General features: G+C 71.3%; 15 protein-coding genes. 6 read left to right on the top strand and 9 right to left on the bottom strand.

From position 1 onward, the window contains the following. Positions 1–455 precede the first annotated feature (455 nt). Positions 456–1,361 (bottom strand): MurR/RpiR family transcriptional regulator, encoded by a 906-nt coding sequence (locus tag FNH04_RS21310; protein ID WP_386574223.1) that lies wholly within the window; start codon positions 1,359–1,361, stop codon positions 456–458. Positions 1,362–1,648: 287 nt separating this feature from the next. On the opposite strand from FNH04_RS21310, the gene FNH04_RS21305 reads away from it, so the two are divergent. After that, positions 1,649–2,659: a permease gene (locus tag FNH04_RS21305; protein ID WP_322723452.1), complete on the top strand. Its 1,011-nt coding sequence runs from the start codon at positions 1,649–1,651 to the stop codon at positions 2,657–2,659. Further along, positions 2,656–3,402: a TIGR03943 family putative permease subunit gene (locus FNH04_RS21300; protein WP_322723451.1), complete on the top strand. Its 747-nt coding sequence runs from the start codon at positions 2,656–2,658 to the stop codon at positions 3,400–3,402. The genes FNH04_RS21305 and FNH04_RS21300 overlap by 4 nt, the downstream gene beginning before the upstream one ends. A 414-nt stretch (positions 3,403–3,816) precedes the next feature. On the opposite strand, the gene FNH04_RS21295 is transcribed toward FNH04_RS21300, so the two are convergent. Next, the gene (locus FNH04_RS21295; RefSeq protein ID WP_152786615.1) at positions 3,817–4,386 is read right to left on the bottom strand and encodes an Rv1733c family protein; all 570 of its coding nucleotides are present in this window, start codon (positions 4,384–4,386) and stop codon (positions 3,817–3,819) included. A 306-nt stretch (positions 4,387–4,692) separates the two neighbouring features. Between FNH04_RS21295 and FNH04_RS21290 the strand changes: the two genes are divergently transcribed. Beyond that, entirely contained in the window at positions 4,693–5,802 is a 1,110-nt protein-coding gene (locus FNH04_RS21290; protein WP_228031537.1) for a Rieske 2Fe-2S domain-containing protein, read from the top strand. Here FNH04_RS21290 and FNH04_RS21285 read toward each other — a convergent pair. From FNH04_RS21285 to FNH04_RS21270, 4 genes are all read right to left on the bottom strand, one after another. Beyond that, positions 5,707–6,492 carry an SDR family NAD(P)-dependent oxidoreductase gene (locus FNH04_RS21285; RefSeq protein ID WP_152786603.1) on the bottom strand — a complete coding sequence of 262 codons (786 nt, stop codon included), beginning with the start codon at positions 6,490–6,492 and terminating at the stop codon, positions 5,707–5,709. The genes FNH04_RS21290 and FNH04_RS21285 overlap by 96 nt on opposite strands. 228 nt (positions 6,493–6,720) lie before the next feature. Then, complete coding sequence (locus tag FNH04_RS21280) at positions 6,721–7,635, bottom strand: SDR family oxidoreductase (protein ID WP_152786601.1); 915 nt, start codon at positions 7,633–7,635, stop codon at positions 6,721–6,723. Positions 7,636–7,840: 205 nt separating this feature from the next. Continuing rightward, entirely contained in the window at positions 7,841–8,473 is a 633-nt protein-coding gene (locus tag FNH04_RS21275) for an MBL fold metallo-hydrolase (protein WP_322723447.1), read from the bottom strand. After that, positions 8,470–9,558 carry an S-(hydroxymethyl)mycothiol dehydrogenase gene (locus FNH04_RS21270; RefSeq protein ID WP_152786599.1) on the bottom strand — a complete coding sequence of 363 codons (1,089 nt, stop codon included), beginning with the start codon at positions 9,556–9,558 and terminating at the stop codon, positions 8,470–8,472. Before FNH04_RS21270 ends, FNH04_RS21275 begins: the two co-directional genes overlap by 4 nt. 217 nt (positions 9,559–9,775) lie before the next feature. On the opposite strand from FNH04_RS21270, the gene FNH04_RS21265 reads away from it, so the two are divergent. Further along, positions 9,776–11,527, top strand: a complete 1,752-nt coding sequence (locus tag FNH04_RS21265) for an ABC transporter ATP-binding protein (RefSeq protein WP_322723445.1) — start codon at positions 9,776–9,778, stop codon at positions 11,525–11,527. 141 nt (positions 11,528–11,668) lie between these two features. Further along, complete coding sequence (locus FNH04_RS21260) at positions 11,669–12,034, top strand: nuclear transport factor 2 family protein (protein WP_152786597.1); 366 nt, start codon at positions 11,669–11,671, stop codon at positions 12,032–12,034. Between the two features lie 33 nt (positions 12,035–12,067). On the opposite strand, the gene FNH04_RS21255 is transcribed toward FNH04_RS21260, so the two are convergent. After that, positions 12,068–13,405, bottom strand: coding sequence for a hypothetical protein (locus FNH04_RS21255; RefSeq protein ID WP_152786595.1), 1,338 nt, complete (start codon positions 13,403–13,405; stop codon positions 12,068–12,070). Positions 13,406–13,831: 426 nt separating this feature from the next. Beyond that, on the bottom strand, positions 13,832–16,579 hold the full coding sequence (locus FNH04_RS21250; protein WP_152786593.1) for a hypothetical protein: 2,748 nt from the start codon (positions 16,577–16,579) through the stop codon (positions 13,832–13,834). Between the two features lie 271 nt (positions 16,580–16,850). On the opposite strand from FNH04_RS21250, the gene FNH04_RS21245 reads away from it, so the two are divergent. Next, complete coding sequence (locus tag FNH04_RS21245) at positions 16,851–18,080, top strand: glycosyltransferase (protein WP_152786609.1); 1,230 nt, start codon at positions 16,851–16,853, stop codon at positions 18,078–18,080. Positions 18,081–18,142: 62 nt separating this feature from the next. Here the strand turns inward: FNH04_RS21245 and FNH04_RS21240 are convergent. Continuing rightward, positions 18,143–18,804: TetR/AcrR family transcriptional regulator (locus FNH04_RS21240; protein WP_152786591.1), on the bottom strand; the 662-nt coding region annotated here is incomplete at its 5' end.

The raw sequence follows: 18,804 nt of genomic DNA, 5'->3' as shown, positions 1-18,804 counted from the left end.
CAGTGGGAGCGGGTCTGGTCGTCACGGGCAGCGAGCCGCCGCAGACGGGCCACCACAGACAGGCAAGCCGCCGCAGACAGACCACCGCATACGGGCAGGCCACCGCAGACAGGCAGCCGCCGCAGACAGGGCACCGCAGACGGGCAGGCCGCTGTAGACAGGCGAGCCGCCGCGCGCCCGCGGCCTGGGGCGGCCGGGGCCGTTCCGGACGGTCGGCAGCCGCCTGGGCACTGCGAGGAGTTGCAGGCTGCCCCCGCTCGACATCCCGGGTCAGCACCAGCTCGACACCCCCGGCCCAAGACCCCGACTCAGCACCCTGACTCAGCACCCCGACTCAACGCTCCCGACCCGGCGCGATGCCCCACGCGCCACCCCCGCGGCCCTGAACCGGCCTCCCCCACCGGTTCGGGGCCGCACCCTCTCGCGAAGCCGGCCTTACGGGGAGGGCGGCGCCCTCAGCCCCTGCGGCCGCCCTTCGGGGACAGCAACTGCTCCCGCAGCACCGTCAGTTGATGTGACGTGTCCGCCGCCCGTGTCTCGTCCAGCGTCGTCAGCGCAAGCAGCAGCACATCGGCGACGACGAGCGCGGTGAGGGCCTCGGAGGTGATGCCTGTCGGGGTGCGCGGCGCGGTAAGTACGGCGTCGACGCGGTCGCCGAACTCCTCGCCCAGCTCGTCGGTGACGAGCACGACGCGCGCCCCGACCGCGCGGGCCCGCTCGACGAGCACGGTCAGCTCCGTCAGGGCACGTCCGGGCTGGAAGACCACCACGGCGTCGCCCTGACGCAGCGCCAGCAGATCGTCGGCGAGCGCGAAGCCGGTCGCGTCGACGCAGCGGGAGCGGCGCCCGATCCGGCCGAGGGCCAGCGCCAGATGGCGCGCGGCCGGTTCGGAGGCCGCGATCCCGAAGCAGTGGATCTCCCCGGCGCCCGCCAGCGCCTCCACCGCCGCGCGCAGCACACCCGGCTCCGTCAGTCGCCGGGTCTGCTCGATACGCTCCCTGGCCTCGTCGATCACCTCGCCCCGGATACCGTCCAGGTCCCGCCCGACATGGGCGACCCGCTGCCGCATCCGCACCTCGGGCGCCACCGCGGCGGTGAAGCCGAACGCCAGCTCCCGCTTGAGCGCGGGCAGCCCGCCGTATCCCAGCCGCTGGAGCGCACGGACGACCGTGGCGTTACTGGTCCCGCTGGCCGTCCCCAGCTCCTGGGCGCCGGTGAACAGCAGCCGCTCCACGGGAGCACTCACCAGATAGCGGGCCACCGCCCGCTCGGACGCGGAGAGGCTCTCCCAGCGGTCGCGTACGGCCGTGCGGAGACGCGTCACGCCTTCCCCGTGCTCGCCGTGATCTGGAGTTTTCATTACAGACATTGACTCCCTTGTGACGTCTGTTGCCCTTCCGGGCAACGCATTTCAAGAGAAGCATTTCCCGTAACCGACGTTACAGCACACGTTGGCGGCACGGTCGGAGCTCCCCCAGCGAGGAGAAGACCCCGGCAGGGCGGCGCTCACCGGGACGCGGGAGGCGCATGACCCGAGGACAGCCCCGACTCGGGGCGCGAGTTGAGCAGCTGTAGCGTGACCGGCGTACTGGAAGGGGAGGGCGACCGACCGAACAACGCCCTGCCACGCCGGAGGTAGCCGATCCCGTGACCATCACCAAGGCAGCGCCGCCCCGCGCCGACCGCCCCGACGCGGAGGAGTCCCAGGGCCGGCGGCTCGACTCGCCCCTCGCCCTGACCATGTTGCTGCTCCTGGTGGTGGCCCTGCAGGGGCCGCTCCGGGGGGCGCTGGCCGCGCCGGTGATGCAGAGCTGGATGACCGTGTTCGTCGCGGTGGTGGTGCAGGCCCTGCCGTTCCTGGTGCTCGGCGTGCTGCTGTCGGCGGCGCTCGCCGTGTTCGTCCCGCCGTCGTTCTTCGCCCGCGCGCTGCCGAAGCGGCCCGTGATGGCGGTGCCGGTCGCCGGGATGGCGGGGGCGGTGCTGCCCGGCTGCGAGTGCGCGTCGGTGCCGGTGGCCGGGGCGCTGGTGCGACGGGGCGTCACCCCGGCGGCGGCGCTGGCGTTCCTGCTGTCCGCCCCGGCCATCAACCCGATCGTGCTGACGGCGACCGCCGTGGCGTTCCCCGGCAACCCGGAGATGGTGCTCGCCCGGTTCGTGGCCAGTCTGATCGTGGCGTGCACGATGGGCTGGCTGTGGCACCGCCTCGGCCGCAGCGACTGGCTGCGGCTGCCGTCCCGCCCGTCCACGGAGGGCCTCGGCAAGGGGGCCGCGTTCTGGGGTTCCGTACGGCACGACGTGATGCACGCGGGCGGTTTCCTCGTCGTGGGCGCGATGGCGGCGGCCACCCTCAAGGCCGTCGTCCCCGAGCACTGGCTGCGGGCGGCGGCCGACAACCCGGTGGTGTCCGTCCTCGCCCTGGCGGTCCTCGCCGTACTGCTGTCGATCTGCTCGGAGGCGGACGCGTTCGTGGCCGCGTCGCTGTCGCAGTTCTCGCTCACCGCCCGGCTGGCGTTCCTCGTGGTCGGGCCGATGATCGACCTGAAGCTGTTCGCGATGCAGGCGGGCACGTTCGGCCGCGCCTTCGCGCTGCGCTTCGCGCCCGCCACGTTCGCTCTGGCCGTCCTGGTGTCGGTCCTGGTGGGGGCGGTGCTGCTGTGAACCGCCAGGCCCAGGCAGTGATCCTGTTCCTCGTCGGCGTCGCCGTACTGCGCGCCGGCTTCACCGACCTCTATCTCCGGTACGTCAAGGCCGAGTTGCGCCCGCTGCTGCTCCTGGCGGGCGCGGTCCTGATCGTCGCGGCGGCGGCGACCGTGTGGTACGAGCGGCGGCGCACTCGCGCGAGCGGCGGCGAGGAGCACGAAGGTGAGGGGAGCCAGCCGGGCGAGGGGGGCCACGTCCACCGCGAACCGCGCGTCTCCTGGCTGCTGGTCCTGCCGCTGGTCGCCCTCATCCTGGTGGCCCCGCCGGCCCTGGGCTCCTACAGCGCCATGCGCGCGGGCACGGCCCTGCAGCAACAGCCGTGGGGCTACCCGGACCTCCCCTCCGGCGACCCGCTCCGGCTCGACCTCGCCGACTACGCCGGCCGCGCGGTCTACGACCACGGGCGCAGCCTCGGTGACCGCCGCGTGAAGGTCACGGGTTTCGTCGCCCTCGACGGCGACGGCACCCCGTATCTCATCCGCATGGCCCTCAACTGCTGTGCGGCCGACGCCCAGCCGGTCAAGGTCGGCATGTCCGGGGAGCTTCCGCCCGTCCTGCGGCCGGACACCTGGCTCGAGGTCACCGGCACCTACACCGGCAAGCGGACCAAGGACCCCGTCAACGACGGCGTGATCCCCTACATCAAGGTCTCCGAGGCCAAACCGGTGCGGGCCCCGCGCGACCCGTACGGCGAGAGCTGAAACGGCTGAGAGTGACCGCCGGCCACCGTCCGTGAGCGCGACGCGGGCCGCGCGGTCCGGTGTGCCCGCGTCCGGGCCGGCGTAAGGCCCTGGCAGGTCCGGCCGTGCTCAGAGCCTGTGTCATATCCCCGGCCGGGCGTGCGACGCCTGGCACGCACGCTCGCCGCGTTGCCGAAACGCCCACGTGACTCCTCCCCCACTCTCGGCTTCGCTCGAGCGGGGGGACCCCCATCGAGGGCGCTCCGGCGCCTTGCGATCGCACGCACCAGACGCCGCGCGCTGATCCGACCGGGGATATGACACAGGCTCTCAAAGGACCTCGCCGCCCACCGCCATCCCCGACTCGCGCCGCTCCGCCAGTGGCTCACTGGCGTTCCCGGGCATGCGCACGGCTGTCCCAGATGCGCCAGGGCCTCATCCGGTCGTCCGCCCCCACCGGGTGTCCAGCCGCTGCCACTCCTCGTCCCACCGCGCCAGCCTCCGCCGCTCCAGTTGGTCGCGCACGGCGTAGGCGCACATCCACACCGCTCCGCCCATGGCGGCCGTGGCCATGGCGCCCAGCATGCCCGCCTCCAGGAGGGCCTCGGTGGAGTTCAGCGGCTGTGCCGCCAGGGCGCCCTGCCGGTCCGTCCAGACGGTGACACGGCTCCCTACACGGGTGTCGGGCTCCACCTGGGTACGGCCCGTGCGTGTCGCACCGTCCGGAGCCGCCCAGCGGACCGTGACCCAGATCCGGTCGCCGTCCGCCACCCGCGTGGTCTCCGCGTCCCCCGCGCCGGTCGCCCCGGCGCGGTTCTCGACCACCGTGGCCGCCACCTCGCTGCGCTCGGCCCGCTGCTGGTCGAAGGTCCGGTGCGCGGCACTCGCCGCCACGAGGCCCACCAGGGCGCCGCCGACCACGGCCAGCACCCAGGCCGCCAGCAGCACCCACGCCTCCACGAGGTCGCTGCGCCTCCTCAGCGGACTGCGCCGCCACCGCCACAGTCCGGCGCGGCCGGGGCGCCCGCTTCCCCGACCCCGTGGTCCATGGGACTTCTGGGGGCTCTGGGACTTCCTCGATTTCCGGGACCTTTGCGACTTGTACGGCTTACGCGGCTTCCGTGACATCGGCCGACACCCCCTATGAGCACCAACCCCCCTACGGGCACCAACCGCGGCCCACTTCCCAGTGTGCGCCGCCATCGGCCCGGCCGTCCTGTCCGGAGGCCGTGAGGGCTCCGTCGCCCTCGTCGCCCTTTTTCCTCTCCGGTCTCCAGGCGCGCAGTCCACGGAGATCGTTAGCATCGGCGCATGCGATTGCGTCGTCGTAGCCATGACAATCTGTCCGCCCTGCCTCGTGATCCGCGGGCCGACGAGTACCCGATGCCCTCCGTTCCGTACGGGTGGTACGCCCTGCTGCGCAGCTCCGAGCTGCGGCCGGGCAGAGTCGTGAGCCTGCACTACTTCGGACGCGCCCTGATCGCCTTCCGGGGAGCGGACGGGCAGCCGGCCGTCCGGGACGCGCACTGCCCGCACTACGGCGCGCACCTGGGCGCCGGCGGGAAGGTCGTGGACGGCACCGTGGAGTGCCCGTTCCACGGATGGCGGTTCGGTGCGGACGGGCGGTGCGTGGAGGCTCCGTTCGCGGTGCGGACCCCCAAGGTGTCGATCGGCGGCTTCCCGGTCCGTGAGCACAGCGGGCTCGTGTTCGTGTACACCGGGCCGGGCGAGCCGTCGTGGGAGGTGCCGGAGATCCCTGAGACGGTGTCCAGGGGCTTCGCCACGCCGGTCGACGACACCTGCCGGGCGCGCATCCACATCCAGGAGATGCGCGAGAACATCGTGGACGAGTCCCATTTCCACTTCATCCACGGCCAGAGCGAACCCCCCGTCCAGGATCTGCGCGCGGACGGCCCCTTCGCCGAGGTCCGCGGGCGGATCCGCCGGCGCGTCCTCGGCCGGGACATCGACAACACCTTCGACGCGTTCATGTACGGGCCCGGCGTCATGGTGGTCCGCGCCCACGGGCCCGTGCTGTCGGTGACCGCCGTCGCGCTCACCACTCCGATCGACGACCGCACGAGCGAGATGCGGATGCTGTACTACGTGCGCAAACCGTCCCGTGCCCCGTTCCTGGCGCCCGTCCTCAAGCTCGTCTTCCGTGCGGAGGCCCTGGACGAGGTGCGCGAGGAGGTACGGATCTGGGACCACAAGATCCACCAGGCACGCCCGGTCCTGCTGCCGCACGAGAAGGGCATCAAGGCGCTGCGCCGCTGGTACGCCCAGTTCTACCCCTCGGACGTACCCTCCGAGGTCACAGCCACCTCATCGCCGTATCGCCCGGTGGAACGCGGTGTTGACGGCCAGCAGCCCGCCGTCCACGCGCAGGGTCGTGCCGGTGATCCAGGCCGCGTCCCGTGAGGCGAGGAACGCGACCGCCGCCGCGATGTCCTCCGGCTCGCCGACCCGCCCCAGCGGGTACACCTCGGCCGCCGCGGTGAGGTCGTCGTCCCTGCCCTCCCACGCCGAGGTGCGGACCGTGCCGGGTGCCACCAGGTTGACGCGCACGCCCCGGGACGCGGCGTGCCCGGCGAGGGTGCGGGTCAGCGACATCAGCCCTGCCTTCGCGGCGCTGTAGGCGTGGTTGCCGAAGTCCTGGAGGCCGTTCACGGAGCCGATGCTGACGATCGCGCCGCGCCCCGAGGCCTCCAGGTGCGGGAGCGCGGCGCGGCAGCAGCGGTACGCGCCGGTCAGGGTGAGGTCGAGATCGCGCGCCCAGTCCTCGTCGGGCCCGTCCTCGAAGAGCGGGACGTCGGGCGTGCAGCGGGCCGCGCTGTTGACCAGGACGTCGAGCGAGCCGAAGGCGTCCACGGCGTACGCGACCGCCGCCTCCACCGATGACCGGTCGGCGACGTCGCACCGGTACGCCTCGGCGCTCAGCCCGCCCTCGCGCAGTTCCGCGGCCGTCCGCTCCGCCACGTCCAGGTCCACGTCGGTGACGAGCACCCGCGCACCCTCCTCGGCCAGCCGCCGCGCGACGGCCGCGCCGATGCCGCGGGCCGCACCCGTGACGAACACCCCGTACCCCTCGAAGCGCCTCAGTGCATCCATGCGGCCGAACGTACTGCCTGCGGGGCGGATGACGTACGGTCCGTCCGCCTTCATACGGCAGCTCCCGGCGCCGCGGTGCACTCCGACCACGCGAGGACCCTGAAGGAGACCGTCGCCCTGGACCACCGGCTCGCAGCCCGTCCCGGTAACGACCCGTACCCTCACGGGCACCTTCCGGGGTCCGGGCCCGCACCTGACACAGCGCGGCCCCGGACCCGTACCGAATCGTCAGCGGTACCCCGTCGCGTCCGCCGGCTTGCCCGTGTCCTGGATCTCGACGAGATAGCGCCAGGCGTCCGGGCGGCTGCCGTCGAGGTCGGTGAAGCCGTATACCTGGGCGAGGCCGCCGCTGGAGAGCGACTCGCCGTTGAAGCGGGCGACCTCCGGGTCGGCGGCCAGGGCGGCCACGGCGCGGCCGACGTAGCGCGGGGTCTCGGAGATGCAGAAGTGCGGGACGCGCTCCAGGGCGTCGCGCCAGGTGTCCTCGGTGACGCCGAAGGTCTCGAGCATCATCTCCGAGCGCAGCCAGCCGGGGGTGAGGGCCACGGCGGTGGCGCCGCGCGGGCCGAGTTCGCGGCTCAGGGCGAACCCCATGCGGAGCACGGACGCCTTGGCGAGGTCGTAGAAGAAGGAGCTGCGGTAGTTGTCGCGGTTGTAGTCGGCGGTGCCGTCGGTCATCTCCACGACCAGGCCACCCTGGTGGCGCAGCAGCAGGGGCAGGGCGTGGTGGTTGGTGATCGCGTGGGTCTCGACGGCGAGCCGCAGCAGCCGCAGGCCGTTGTCGAGGTCGTGCTCCCAGACCGGGGTGTCCCACTCGAAGAGGTGTTCGCCGCCCCAGATGTCGTTGACGAGGATGTCCAGGCGTCCCCGCCGACTCTCGATGAGGCTGACGAGCGTGCGGACCTGGTCCGGGTCCAGGTGGTCGGTCGGTACGGCGATGCCCTCGCCGCCCGCCGCGGTGACCAGGTCGGCGGTGTCCTCGATGGTCTCCGGCCGGTCGTACTCCGAGCGCCGCTCGCGCGTGCTGCGGCCGGTGACGTACACGGTGGCCCCGGCCGCTCCCAGCTCCACGGCGACACCGCGCCCCGCGCCCCGTGTCGCCCCCGCGACCAGCGCGACCCTGCCCTCCAGCGGTCCTGCCATGTCCGACCTCCCGTGTGTGCTGACGGCAACCTGACGGACACCGGCCCGCGTCACGGCGTGCCGAACCGGTGTCTCTTCGAGGGTGCCGTGGAAACCGGACATCTTCTGTCGTGTTTCCCAGGGGGGCCGATGAGGGCCGGGCTGCCACGCCTTCTCGGCAGCCCGGCCGTGCTCGGTCGCTCTCCCGGTCCGTACGACCGCCGCGTCAGTGCCCGCGCGTGATCCACTCGTCGAGGTGGGGTGCCTCGGCACCGATCGTGGTGGAGTCGCCGTGGCCGGTACGGACCACCGTGTCCGCCGGCAGGGCGAGCAGGCGGTCCCGGATCGAGTCGATGATCGTCGGGAAGTGGGAGAACGACCGCCCGGTGGCGCCCGGCCCGCCCTGGAAGAGGGTGTCGCCGGTGAAGACGGTGCCCAGACCGGGGGCCTGCAGGCAGACCGCGCCCGGGGCGTGGCCCGGGGTGTGCAGGACGGTGAGGTCCACGTCGGCCACCTCGATGACCTGGCCGTCGGCGAGCCGGTTGTCGGGGAGGCGGTCGGGGTGGGTCTGCTTCCACAGCGGCAGGTCGTCGGGGTGGAGCCAGATCGGGGCGCCGGTGCGTGCGGCGAGGGCGGGCGCGGCGTCGATGTGGTCGTTGTGGGCGTGGGTGCACACGATGGCCAGCAGCCGCCGCTCCCCCACCGCCGCTGCGATGGCGTCCGCGTCGTGCGCGGCGTCGATGACGATCGCCTCGCGGTCGTCGCCGACGATCCACACGTTGTTGTCGACGTCCCAGGTGCCGCCGTCCAGGGTGAACTGGCCCGAGGTGACGAGGTGTTCGATGCGCGCGTCGGTCACAGCGTCACCACCGAACGCAGGACGTCACCGGCGTGCATCCGCTCGAACGCCTTCTCCACCTCGTCGAGTTGGATGGTCTCGGTGACGAAGGCCTCCAGGTCCAGCCGTCCCTGGAGGTACAGGTTGATCAGCATCGGGAAGTCGCGGTCGGGGAGGCAGTCGCCGTACCAGGAGGACTTGAGGGCGCCACCGCGGCCGAAGACGTCCAGCAGCGGCAGTTCGAGCTTCATCTCCGGTGTCGGCACACCGACCAGGACGACCGTGCCGGCGAGGTCGCGGGCGTAGAAGGCCTGCTGGTACGTCTCCGGGCGGCCCACCGCCTCGATGACGACATCGGCGCCGAAGCCCCCGGTCAGCTCACGGATCGCCTCGACCGCGTCGCTGTTCTTGGAGTTGACGGCGTGCGTGGCGCCGATCTCCCTGGCCTTGGCCAGCTTCCGGTCGTCGATGTCCACGGCGATGATCTTCTCGGCGCCGGCCAGCCGTGACCCGGCGATGGCCGCGTCACCGACACCGCCGCAGCCGATGACGGCGACGCTGTCGCCGCGGCCGACGTTGCCGGTGTTGATGGCGGCGCCGATACCCGCCATCACACCGCAGCCGAGCAGTCCGGCCACGGCCGGGGAGGCCGCGGGGTCGACCTTGGTGCACTGCCCGGCCGCGACGAGCGTCTTCTCGGCGAAGGCGCCGATGCCCAGGGCCGGGGACAGCTCCTGGCCGGTCGAGGCGAGGGTCATCTTCTGCTCGGCGTTGTGCGTGGCGAAGCAGTACCAGGGGCGCCCGCGGCGACAGGCGCGGCAGTTGCCGCACACGGCACGCCAGTTGAGGATCACGAAGTCACCGGGCGCGACATCGGTGACGCCCGCGCCGACCGACTCCACGACACCCGCCGCCTCGTGCCCGAGCAGGAAGGGGAAGTCGTCGTTGATGCCGCCCTGCTTGTAGTGCAGGTCGGTGTGGCACACGCCGCAGGCCTGCACCTTCACCACGGCCTCGCCCGGCCCGGGGTCCGGTACGAGGATCGTCTCGATCCGCACCGGCTCGTTCTTGCCCGGTGCGATCACGCCGCGTACTTCCTGCGCCATGATGAACCCTTCCTTCGGTCTTTCCGCGGTCGGATGCCCGCTCCTCAGACCCTACGCGTGACTGATCGGTAAGGGATGTGGATCTCCGGCGGACGCACCGGGAGCGGCCGGAGAAGGCCCACCGTGCCCGCCGGCGCGAAAATCCGGTGCGGCCAGGCCCGGCGGCCCCCGTAGCCTGAACGCTCCGCCCCGACTCCCGAGGGCCGCGAGGAGCGATGTGAGCGAGAAGGCGACAGAGAACGATCAGCCGACATGGCGGCTGCTGCTGGGATACGTACGACCGCACCGCTGGGCACTGCTGCTGGGCGCGCTGCTGGCGCTGGCCACGGGCGCCACCGGGCTGGCGCTTCCCCTGGTGGCGCGGGAGCTGATCGAGAACCTGTCACGGGACCGGCCCATCACCGGGGCACTGCTCCTCATGTCGGCGCTGGTCGTCGCGAACGCGGGCATCGGCGCGCTGGGGTCGTACGTGCTGCGCCGCACCGCCGAGTCCGTCGTTCTGGGCGCCCGGCGCACTCTGTCGTCGTATCTGCTGCGGCTGCGGATAGCGGCCGTGGACCGTAGCGAGCCGGGCGACCTGATGGCCCGCATCACCTCGGACACCACGCTGCTGCGCGAGGTCACCACGGACTCGCTGGTGGGTCTCGGCACCGGCGGTCTCACGCTGGTCGCGACGGTGGTGATGATGGGTGTGGTCGACCCGGTGCTGCTCGCCGTCACCCTGGGCGTGATCGTGGGCGCGGGCCTCGTGCTCGGTGTGATCGTGCCGCGGATCAACCGGGCCAGCCGCGCGGCTCAGAACGCCGTCGGGGCGATGGGCGCCTCGCTGGAGCGGATCCTCGGCGCGCTGCGCACGGTCAAGGCGTCCGGTGCCGAGCACCGCGAGGAGGAGGCGGTCCACGCGGCGGCGAAGGAGTCGTGGCGGCAGAGCGTACGGGCCGCCAAGTGGGCCGCGGCGGCGGGCAACACGGCGGGGCTCTCCATGCAGATCGCCTTCATCACCGTGCTCGCGGTGGGCGGGGGCCGGGTCGCGACGGGCGCCATCGACGTGGGCACGCTGGTCGCGTTCCTGCTGTTCGTCTTCTATCTGATGTCGCCGATCCAGCAGGTCGTCGGTGCCGTCACCCAGTACCAGACCGGTGCCGCCGCCCTCGGCCGTATCCAGGAGGCGCTGCGGCTGCCCGCCGAACCGTCGTCCCGGCCCGCGCCGTTGCCCTCGCCCGGCGCCGAGCCCGCCGCGCTCGCCTTCGAGGACGTCCGCTTCCGGTACGCCGACGACCTGCCGTATGTCCACCACGGCGTGAGCTTCACGGTGCCGGCCCGGGGCATGACCGCGTTCGTGGGTCCGTCCGGCGCGGGCAAGACCACCGTGTTCTCGCTCATCGAGCGGTTCTACGACCCGGAGGCGGGCGTCATCACGCTGGACGGCCGCGATGTCGCCGACTGGGAGCTGTCCCTGCTGCGGTCCGCGATCGGGTACGTGGAGCAGGACGCGCCCGTGCTGTCGGGCTCTCTGCGGGACAACCTGCTGCTGGGCAACCCGGAGGCCGACGAGGCCGAGCTCACGCGCGTGCTGAAGACGACGCGGCTGGACGGCCTGGTGGAGAAGCTGCCGCAGGGTCTGGAGACCCTCGTCGGGCACCGGGGCACCAAGCTCTCCGGCGGCGAGCGCCAGCGTGTCGCCATCGCCCGCGCCCTGCTGCGCCGCCCGCGTCTGCTGCTCCTCGACGAGGCGACCTCGCAGCTCGACGCGGTCAACGAGGCGGCGCTGCGCGACACGGTCGCCGCGGTCGCCCGGACGACCACGGTCCTCGTCGTCGCGCACCGGCTGTCCACGGTGACGATGGCCGACCGCATCGTCGTCATGGACGCGGGCCGGGTCCGCGCGGTCGGCACCCACCGGGAACTCGTGGCCGCCGATCCGCTCTACGCCGAACTGGCCGCCACACAGTTCCTCGCCACCGCCTGAACCACCCGGGGCGGGGTGTGCCGTCGCCGCGCGGGTCCGGTTGCGCTTGCCGGGTCCCGTGCGGCGGGGGAGCCTCGAAGCAGAGGCCTTGCGCGGCCCGATCCCCTGTCGGGCCGCCGCCCGTGAAGGAGGTCGGTCACCATGGGCACTTCGGCAAGCCCCGCCTTCGACACCGAGATTCTGCGCCGGAGCATCGAGGAGCGCGACGCGGCGACGCTGCTGTCGATGTACGCGGACGACGCGGAGCTGCGCGTCGTGGACCGCAACACCCAGCCCAGCCATCCGAAGGTGATGCACGGGCGGAACGAGATCGGCGAGATGCTCGACGACGTGTTCGGCCGCGAGATGACGCACAAGCTGGAGCGGTGCGTCGTCGACGGCGACGACGTCGCCTACACAGAGGCCTGCGAGTATCCGGACGGTGTGAAGGTGCTGGCCACCTCGATGCTGTCGCTGCGGGGCGGCAAGATCGTCGACCAGACCACGCTGCAGGCGTGGGACGAGTAGGAAAGGATCTCCGGGGTCCTCTTCAGGACGGGTTCACGGTGCCATGGTGGCTTCCATGAAGCTGACGGAGAGCGGGTTCCTGGGGTCGTCGTGAAGCTCTTCGCCCGCGAAAACCACGAACTGGTGCCACCACTCATTCATCTTGCGGGGTGGAAACATCTCCGGCTTCCACGGCTTGGCGTCGGCGAACACGTAGTCCGCCCAGAGATTGTCCGCGTTCGGCGGGTGCTGGAAGTACTTGGCTCCCGTCTTGGGGAACACGGCTGTCTGTGTGCCGAGCCCGCGCATGGTGGTGAGCAGGCCGGAGGGCGGAGGGCCCCCCATGGCGTACGGGCTCCAGACGATGCGTACCTGCAGCCCCCGGCCTCGGGCCTTTGCCGTGCTCAGGAGGCGGTCCACGCCGGGATTCTTGAACTCGACCGTGTCGAAGACAAGTACGCGGCTGGTGGTGGCCCTGTTCCCGGGGTCCTTGAGAAGGGCCCAAAGCGCGTGGCCACCGCTGCTGTACGCGCCCACCCACGCGTCATCGGCGACGCGCAGTGTCCCTCCGGCCGGGGCGGAGAGTCCGGACTGGGGAGGAGTCGGGGAAGCGGGTTCACCGCTGCGCAGGAGTTGCTGGCCGGGGCCGCCGAATGCGCCTCGGCTCCACAGCAAGCGCAGCGCCGCGGAGACGCGCCCCGCGTTTCCCGGCCCCGTGATGCCTCCGTATCCCAGGTCGCTGTCCCTGTCCGGCACCGGAAGGAGCAGCACTCTGAGGCTGCGGTTCTCCGCGAGGAGTCTGGGTGCCGTGCGGTCCAGGGCGTACTCCATGCCGCAGGGATAGAACCCGTAGCCGCCCAGCGGGTTGACGGCGTCCGGGCTGTGGTCCAGCAGTTGGTGCCAGTCCGGCAGGCCGGTGATCTTCGTTTTCTGAGATCGAGTATGGCCTTGGAGCAGATATCGGCACAGGTTGCGCATACCCGCGGTCGCGTGCTTCGGCTCCGTCAGTACACCGGCGTTGGTGGAGGGGTAGGCGTATGCGCTTCCGATGGGGCGGAAGAAGACATACCCCCCGACGGTGGTGGCGTCGGGGAGATCCGGCTTGTCCTCGGTTGCCCCGCCCGCCTCCCGGGGGAGGGTTGCGAACCACACCATGGGAGTGACCCGCGTGTTGAGCAGGACTCTGAGGCGGGCCGGGTGGTCGTTGCAGACGGGCTCCAGGTACCACGGGTTGAAGCCGGCCTCGATGTTGTTGGGGCACACGCGGAAATGCAGCATCCACCACAGGTTGGTGACATCGAGGAATTCGGTGTCGACTTCGACTGTTCTCCCTCCGACCACGTTGAGAAGCGGGTGGTGGCCGAGGAAACGCCGGACCCGGCCACTGGGCACCCAGCTCGGCACCTGCTGTCGCACATTGCCCTGACCCCCGCGGTCTCTGAGCCGGCCAGCATATCTGGGAAGCTCATAGGCATCCGGCACAAGGCGGCTGGGACCGCCGACGGTCAACCGCTGGAGGAAGGTGAGGACTTCCTCGTCGTGCCCACTCACCTGTAGGCGGACGGTGAACCTGAGCCGAATCGAGGCCGCGCCGTCGGGCACGATGAAGCCGATTTCTGTGTGTGTCGGCGTGCCTGTGGTCGTGCACGGCGTCCCCGCGGTCGAGTCGGTCCATCGTGGATGCTCCTTCGCGTCGAGCGACGCAACGTCCACTTCCACCGTGCCGTTGGGGTCGCCGCCGTGGGAACGCCGTCTCAGGAGGAAGTGCTCAGGCTCACGCGGGCGCCGCCAGCGGACCGTCACGGGGAAGGCCACCCGTTACCCCTCGATCGTGCGGTCGGAGGAAGTGGTGGTACCGGGCAGCTGCTGACCGGTCCTGGGGTCGTACTGCACCTCCACGGCCACGACCTGATCGGTGGGCAGGACTTCGATCCACTGGTCGAACACCTTGTAGGGATCGGCCGGCCTGAACCCGCCCGTCAGAGGGTCGAAGCCGGTTTCGAAGACCTCTTCCGCGGCGAGGGTGTTGGCGATGGCCGTGTTGGATGTCTCCAGTTGGGATGCGAGGAGGTCCAGGACTTCGCCGACCTTCTTGTCACGGTAGTCCTCGGGATCACCTTGCTGGAAGGGGTAGTCGCGGTCGAGTGCGGCCTCCCCTTCGACGTCCGCCTTTCTGAGCCACTCGAGCGCATCAGGTTCGCGTCCGGGACGCACAGGCAGGACCGCCTTGACCCATGCGGCATTGAGGAACTCGTTGCGGCGCGCGTCACCGTCGATCTGGATCAGCCAGCCCAGCGAACTGCCCAGGGGTGCGGGCTGTGACTCTTCGGTGATGAGATAGTTCACGCGCCACTCGGGAGTCGCGTGGCCCAGCGGGTCGAGTGCGTTCGCTTTGTCGGTGTGGGAATACCAGCTGAGCACGGTCCGGCCCGCGAGGACACTCGCGTCCGGCACCGGATATGTACCGACGCTGCTCTGGGTGGGCGTGGCGGGGTCCTCCGGCGGGGGCGGAGTGTCGGAGACCGGACGGGGCCTCCAGTAGTCCGGCGCCACGAAGTACAGCATCTCGTCCACGTCGAAGATCTGCCGAAGCACCTCCGATCCCAGATACATGTCCTCGAACAACTCGAACGGCCGGAGTTTCTCGATCAGGCTCCCGTAGATCTCCTGACGCTCCTCGTTCCGAAGATCCGGTGACGGGCGTGGACGCATCGAACTGACCAGGGCGAGGCGCTCGCGGACGGCGGAAGCGTAGGCGGTGCGCTGCAGCTCGGCGACCTCCGCGTCGTAGACCTTCTTTTCCTCCGCATAGCGGTCGTGGGCGTCGTTCGTGGTCGGCGGATCCCATGTGAGCTCGAAAGTCAGAGCGATGGGGCTGAGGTCGCCCGAATTGAAGAACTTCGAGAACACGGCGAAGCCGGTCTTCTCCTGGTTGACGCGGGTCAGATGGGAGACGAATGCCCGCCCGGGCGCAGCGGAGAGGAACCGCGCGTCTCTCAGCTTGTATCCCTGCTCGGGCGGCGAGGGCGTGTAGTCCATCCGGGCCACGGCGTGTCTGGCGTTGTCGTGGTCCGTGATCCCTTCCGCGTCCTCAGGATCATGGTGGACGAACTCCATGTTGACTTCCGGCGGATCCTGCGTACCAGGCTTCTTCCGGATGGGGAACGCACCGGTGAACTGGGTGGTCTTGACGACGAGCGGGGGTGGCGGTTCCGGCTTTCTGATCGAGGTGAGGTCCGGCGCGGAGACGATGTGGACCAGGTCGCCCAGGCCCAGGGTGCGGCCCGGTGCGGGAAGGTAGACCTGCCAGCACAGCCGTGTGCCGATGTGCTGCAGTTGCACGCCGACTTTACGCATCTTGCGCCGCAGCTCGTAGTTGACGAGTTTGCCCGTGGTGTTCTGTACGACGTAGCGGCGGCTGGATGTGTCCGTGGTCTCGGTCACCGTCTTGAACGTGGTCTTGAAGTTTCGTTTGATCTCGCTGGAGACCTTCGCGCTTTGTGTGCGGGTGTGTTTGTGCGTCTCCTCCGAAGACCGCTTGACCGTGCTGCTGAGGCTGAAGCTGGCGCTCGCGTCGGCGTGGTAGATACCGACGTTGGCGCCTCCGGACGCGCTGATGCCGAGTTTGGTGTCGTTGGCGTTGTCCTCCTTGACCGCGTCGGCGACGTCGTCCTGCTCGGTCATGCTCTCCTCGACCTTGCGCGAGGTCTCCTCCGCCTGCTCGGCGGTCCTCTCGACCAGCGTGCGCCGCGTGCTGGTCTCCACGACCTCCACGGTGCCCCCGGGACTGAGCCACAGGTGGCCGGCCGGGGGGCCGAGGAACGTGTCGAACTCGAAGAAGTACTGCCGGAAAAGGTTCACCAGCCCGACCGGCGACAGGACCCCCTGGGCCGGAGCTTCGAAGTGCTCCGCCAGGGCGGCCACGGCCTCGTCATCCAGCGTGCGCGCCGCAGTGCCCGAGAACGACTCACGGCCGAGGCCTGCCAGGAGCTCATCGGCGACGCCCCGGGCGACGCGCAGCGAGTTCTGCATTCCGAACCATCCGGCCAGCGGCTGGTAGATGCCGAACAACTCGCTGGAGTAGGGAAGCATGCCGGCGAACTCGGCCGGCGGGCGGCCGTTGAGCAGCGGTCCTTTGACCGGCGCGGGAAGGAGCTGGGTGTTTCCCGGTGTGCCACCGGGTGCGGTGGAGAACTGCACCGCGGCCAGGCTCTGGCCCCGGGGCGCCCTGGCGAGCAGCAGCTCGCAGGTGGTTTCGCCGGTCGGAGCGACGAACGAGATGGTCTGTGTGCCGGGCGAGGTGATCTCGCGTCCCACGTACTGGCGGCTCGACGCGGCCTCTCGCTGGATGAAAATGCCCTGCAGTTCGGACGCGTCCGGGTACTGCTCCGGGCCGCGTACGTCCACCTCATGGGGCAGGCCGAGCGCGATCCTGTGTCCGGCCGGAAGTTCACCGGCGCCGCTGCCAGGGCCGCTCGATTCGATTCTGTAGGACCAGATGCTGTATCCCGCGCCCGTCCCAGGAGCGGAGAAGGCCGTCCGGCCCGTGAAGGTGACTACCAGCACTGTGACCACTTCCAGACCACACGACGCCGACACTTCCCGTTTCGTCCACCGTATGAGGCCGTCCAGGACGACACCCCGGAAGCGACTCCGATTCAGCCGAATGGGTGACCATGGGTGGACCCGGGGGGAGGCAGCCGGTCCTGGCCGGGCTCTCGGAGGCCGGTGTGAGCCACTTTCGGAAACCCTGGGAGGCTCTTTCGGACGCGTCGCCCGCAGCGTGGGGCACCGCCATCCGTCCGCCGCCATACTGACCCGCGTGCGGATCGCGATCATGACGGCCGGATCCCGGGGCGACGTGGCCCCGTACACCGGTCTGGGACACGGACTGGTACGGGCCGGGCACGAGGTCACCCTGGTGACGCACGGGCGTTTCGAGCCGCTGGTGGAGGGCTCGGGGGTACGGTTCCACGCGCTGCCCGTCGACCCGCGGGAGCAGTTGGAGTCGGAGAGCGGCCGGGCTCTGCACCGCAGCGCCACCGGTGCCGGGAAGCTGATCCGCATGGTGGCGATGGCCCGCCGGCTGGCCGGGCGGATGGCCGACGACGTCGTGGCCGCCGCCCGTTCCCATGACGTCCTGCTGCTGGCCGGGCCCCTCGGCCCGCTCGGGCTCACCGTCGCCGAGGGACTGTCGCTGCCGAGCATGGGCGTGTACCTGCAACCGCTCGCGCCCACCCGGGAGTTCGCGCCCCCGCTGACCGGTACCCGTTCCTGGGGTCCGGTGCTGAACCGTGCCGCCGCGCACGGGGTGACCATGGCCGTGGAGCGGATCTTCGCGGAGTCGGTACGGGATCTTCGGGTGCGGCTCGGCCTGTCCCACGCCCGGCAGGGTGCGGCCCGACGGGCCCGTGAACGGCGCGGCTGGCCGGTGCTCCACGGTTTCAGCCCCCAGGTGGTGTCCCGGCCCCGCGACTGGCGGCCCGGTCTTGACGTGGTCGGCTACTGGTGGCCGTACGACGGGGAGCGCCGGCTCCCGCCGGAGCTGCGGGACTTCCTGGACGCGGGCCCTCCCCCGGTGTTCGTGGGGCTCGGCAGCGCCACCGTGCCCGATGCCGAGCGGCTCAGCGGGCAGGTCGTACGGGCGTTGCGCGCGGCCGGGCTGCGCGGGGTGATCCAGCGCGGGTGGGGCGAACTGCGCGGTGACGGCGACGACATGCTCACCATCGGGGACGTACCGCACTCCCTGCTGTTCCCGCGGATGGCCGCGGTGGTCCATCACGCGGGCGCGGGCACCACCGCGGCCGGGCTGCGCGCCGGGGTTCCCGCGGTGCCCGTGCCGATCCAGTTCGACGAGGGGTTCTGGGCCGCACGGCTCGTCGCGCTCGGGGTCGCGCCCCGCGCCGTGCCGCTGCGCCATCTCACGGCGGGGGCCCTGGCGTCCGCGCTGCGCGAGGCGACCGGGAACGCCGTGTACGGGCGGCGCGCCCGGAGTCTGGCCGAGCGCCTCCGCGTCGAGGACGGGGTGGCCCCGGTCCTCGACGCGGTGCGGCGCGTGGCGGGCTGAGCGCCGACCGGTTCATGCCTCACCGGTGGCGGGCGCCGCGCGGGCGGATCGGAAACGGAGCCTCATGGACCATCGCCGGCTCCCGGGCTCCATCCCGGTGGCCGGAGGATCCCCAGGAGCAGCTGGACGAGTTCCTCGACCACCTCGTCGAGGGTCGCGTCCACCCAGCCGGCCTGCCAGTCGTGCAGCAGGCCGTTGACGCTGCCGATGAACGCCGCGGCGGCGATGCGGTAGTCCCGCTGGACCGCCTCGCCGCGTTCGGCGGCCGCGGCCGCCTCCGCGCAGATGAAGTCGACCCAGCGGGAACGGCGCTCCAGGCGCTGCCGTTCCAGCCGTGGGCTGACCCCGATGATCTCGATGAAGGTGATGCGCAGCCGGCGGGGATCGCCGGTGACGTTGGCCGCGTAGGCGCGGAAGGCCGCCGTGGCGCGCTCGGTGATCGACTGCCCCTCCGCCGTGGCGAGCCCGGCCAGAGCGGCCTGTTCGGCCCAGTCGTTGACCTGGAGGTGGAGGGCGGCCAGAACGTCCTCCAGCGTGCGGAACTCCTCGTAGAACTGACGGGTGGACAGGCCCGCCTCCTCGCTCAGCGCCGCCACGGTCGTCCCGCGGAACCCCGGGCTGTCGCCGAAGAGCCCGAGTGCGGCGTCGAGGAAGCGCCGGCGTCTCTCCGCCTGGCGTTCCTCGGCTGTTCTCCCCCCGTAACGGCCGGTCGGCTGTTTGAGCC

Origin of the sequence: Streptomyces phyllanthi (genome assembly GCF_009377205.1) — a bacterium.
In the GTDB taxonomy this organism is placed as follows: domain Bacteria; phylum Actinomycetota; class Actinomycetes; order Streptomycetales; family Streptomycetaceae; genus Streptomyces; species Streptomyces phyllanthi.
This window is presented reverse-complemented; position numbering and strand designations above follow the sequence as displayed.

What these genes read in the sequence shown, in the direction of transcription:
- FNH04_RS21310 (WP_386574223.1), bottom strand. Translation starts at nt 1,361, where the DNA reads ATGAAAACTCCAGATCACGGCGAGCACGGGGAAGGCGTGACGCGTCTC.
- FNH04_RS21290 (WP_228031537.1), top strand. Translation starts at nt 4,693, where the DNA reads ATGCGATTGCGTCGTCGTAGCCATGACAATCTGTCCGCCCTGCCTCGT.
- FNH04_RS21285 (WP_152786603.1), bottom strand. Translation starts at nt 6,492, where the DNA reads ATGGATGCACTGAGGCGCTTCGAGGGGTACGGGGTGTTCGTCACGGGT.
- FNH04_RS21280 (WP_152786601.1), bottom strand. Translation starts at nt 7,635, where the DNA reads ATGGCAGGACCGCTGGAGGGCAGGGTCGCGCTGGTCGCGGGGGCGACA.
- FNH04_RS21270 (WP_152786599.1), bottom strand. Translation starts at nt 9,558, where the DNA reads ATGGCGCAGGAAGTACGCGGCGTGATCGCACCGGGCAAGAACGAGCCG.
- FNH04_RS21260 (WP_152786597.1), top strand. Translation starts at nt 11,669, where the DNA reads ATGGGCACTTCGGCAAGCCCCGCCTTCGACACCGAGATTCTGCGCCGG.
- FNH04_RS21245 (WP_152786609.1), top strand. Translation starts at nt 16,851, where the DNA reads ATGACGGCCGGATCCCGGGGCGACGTGGCCCCGTACACCGGTCTGGGA.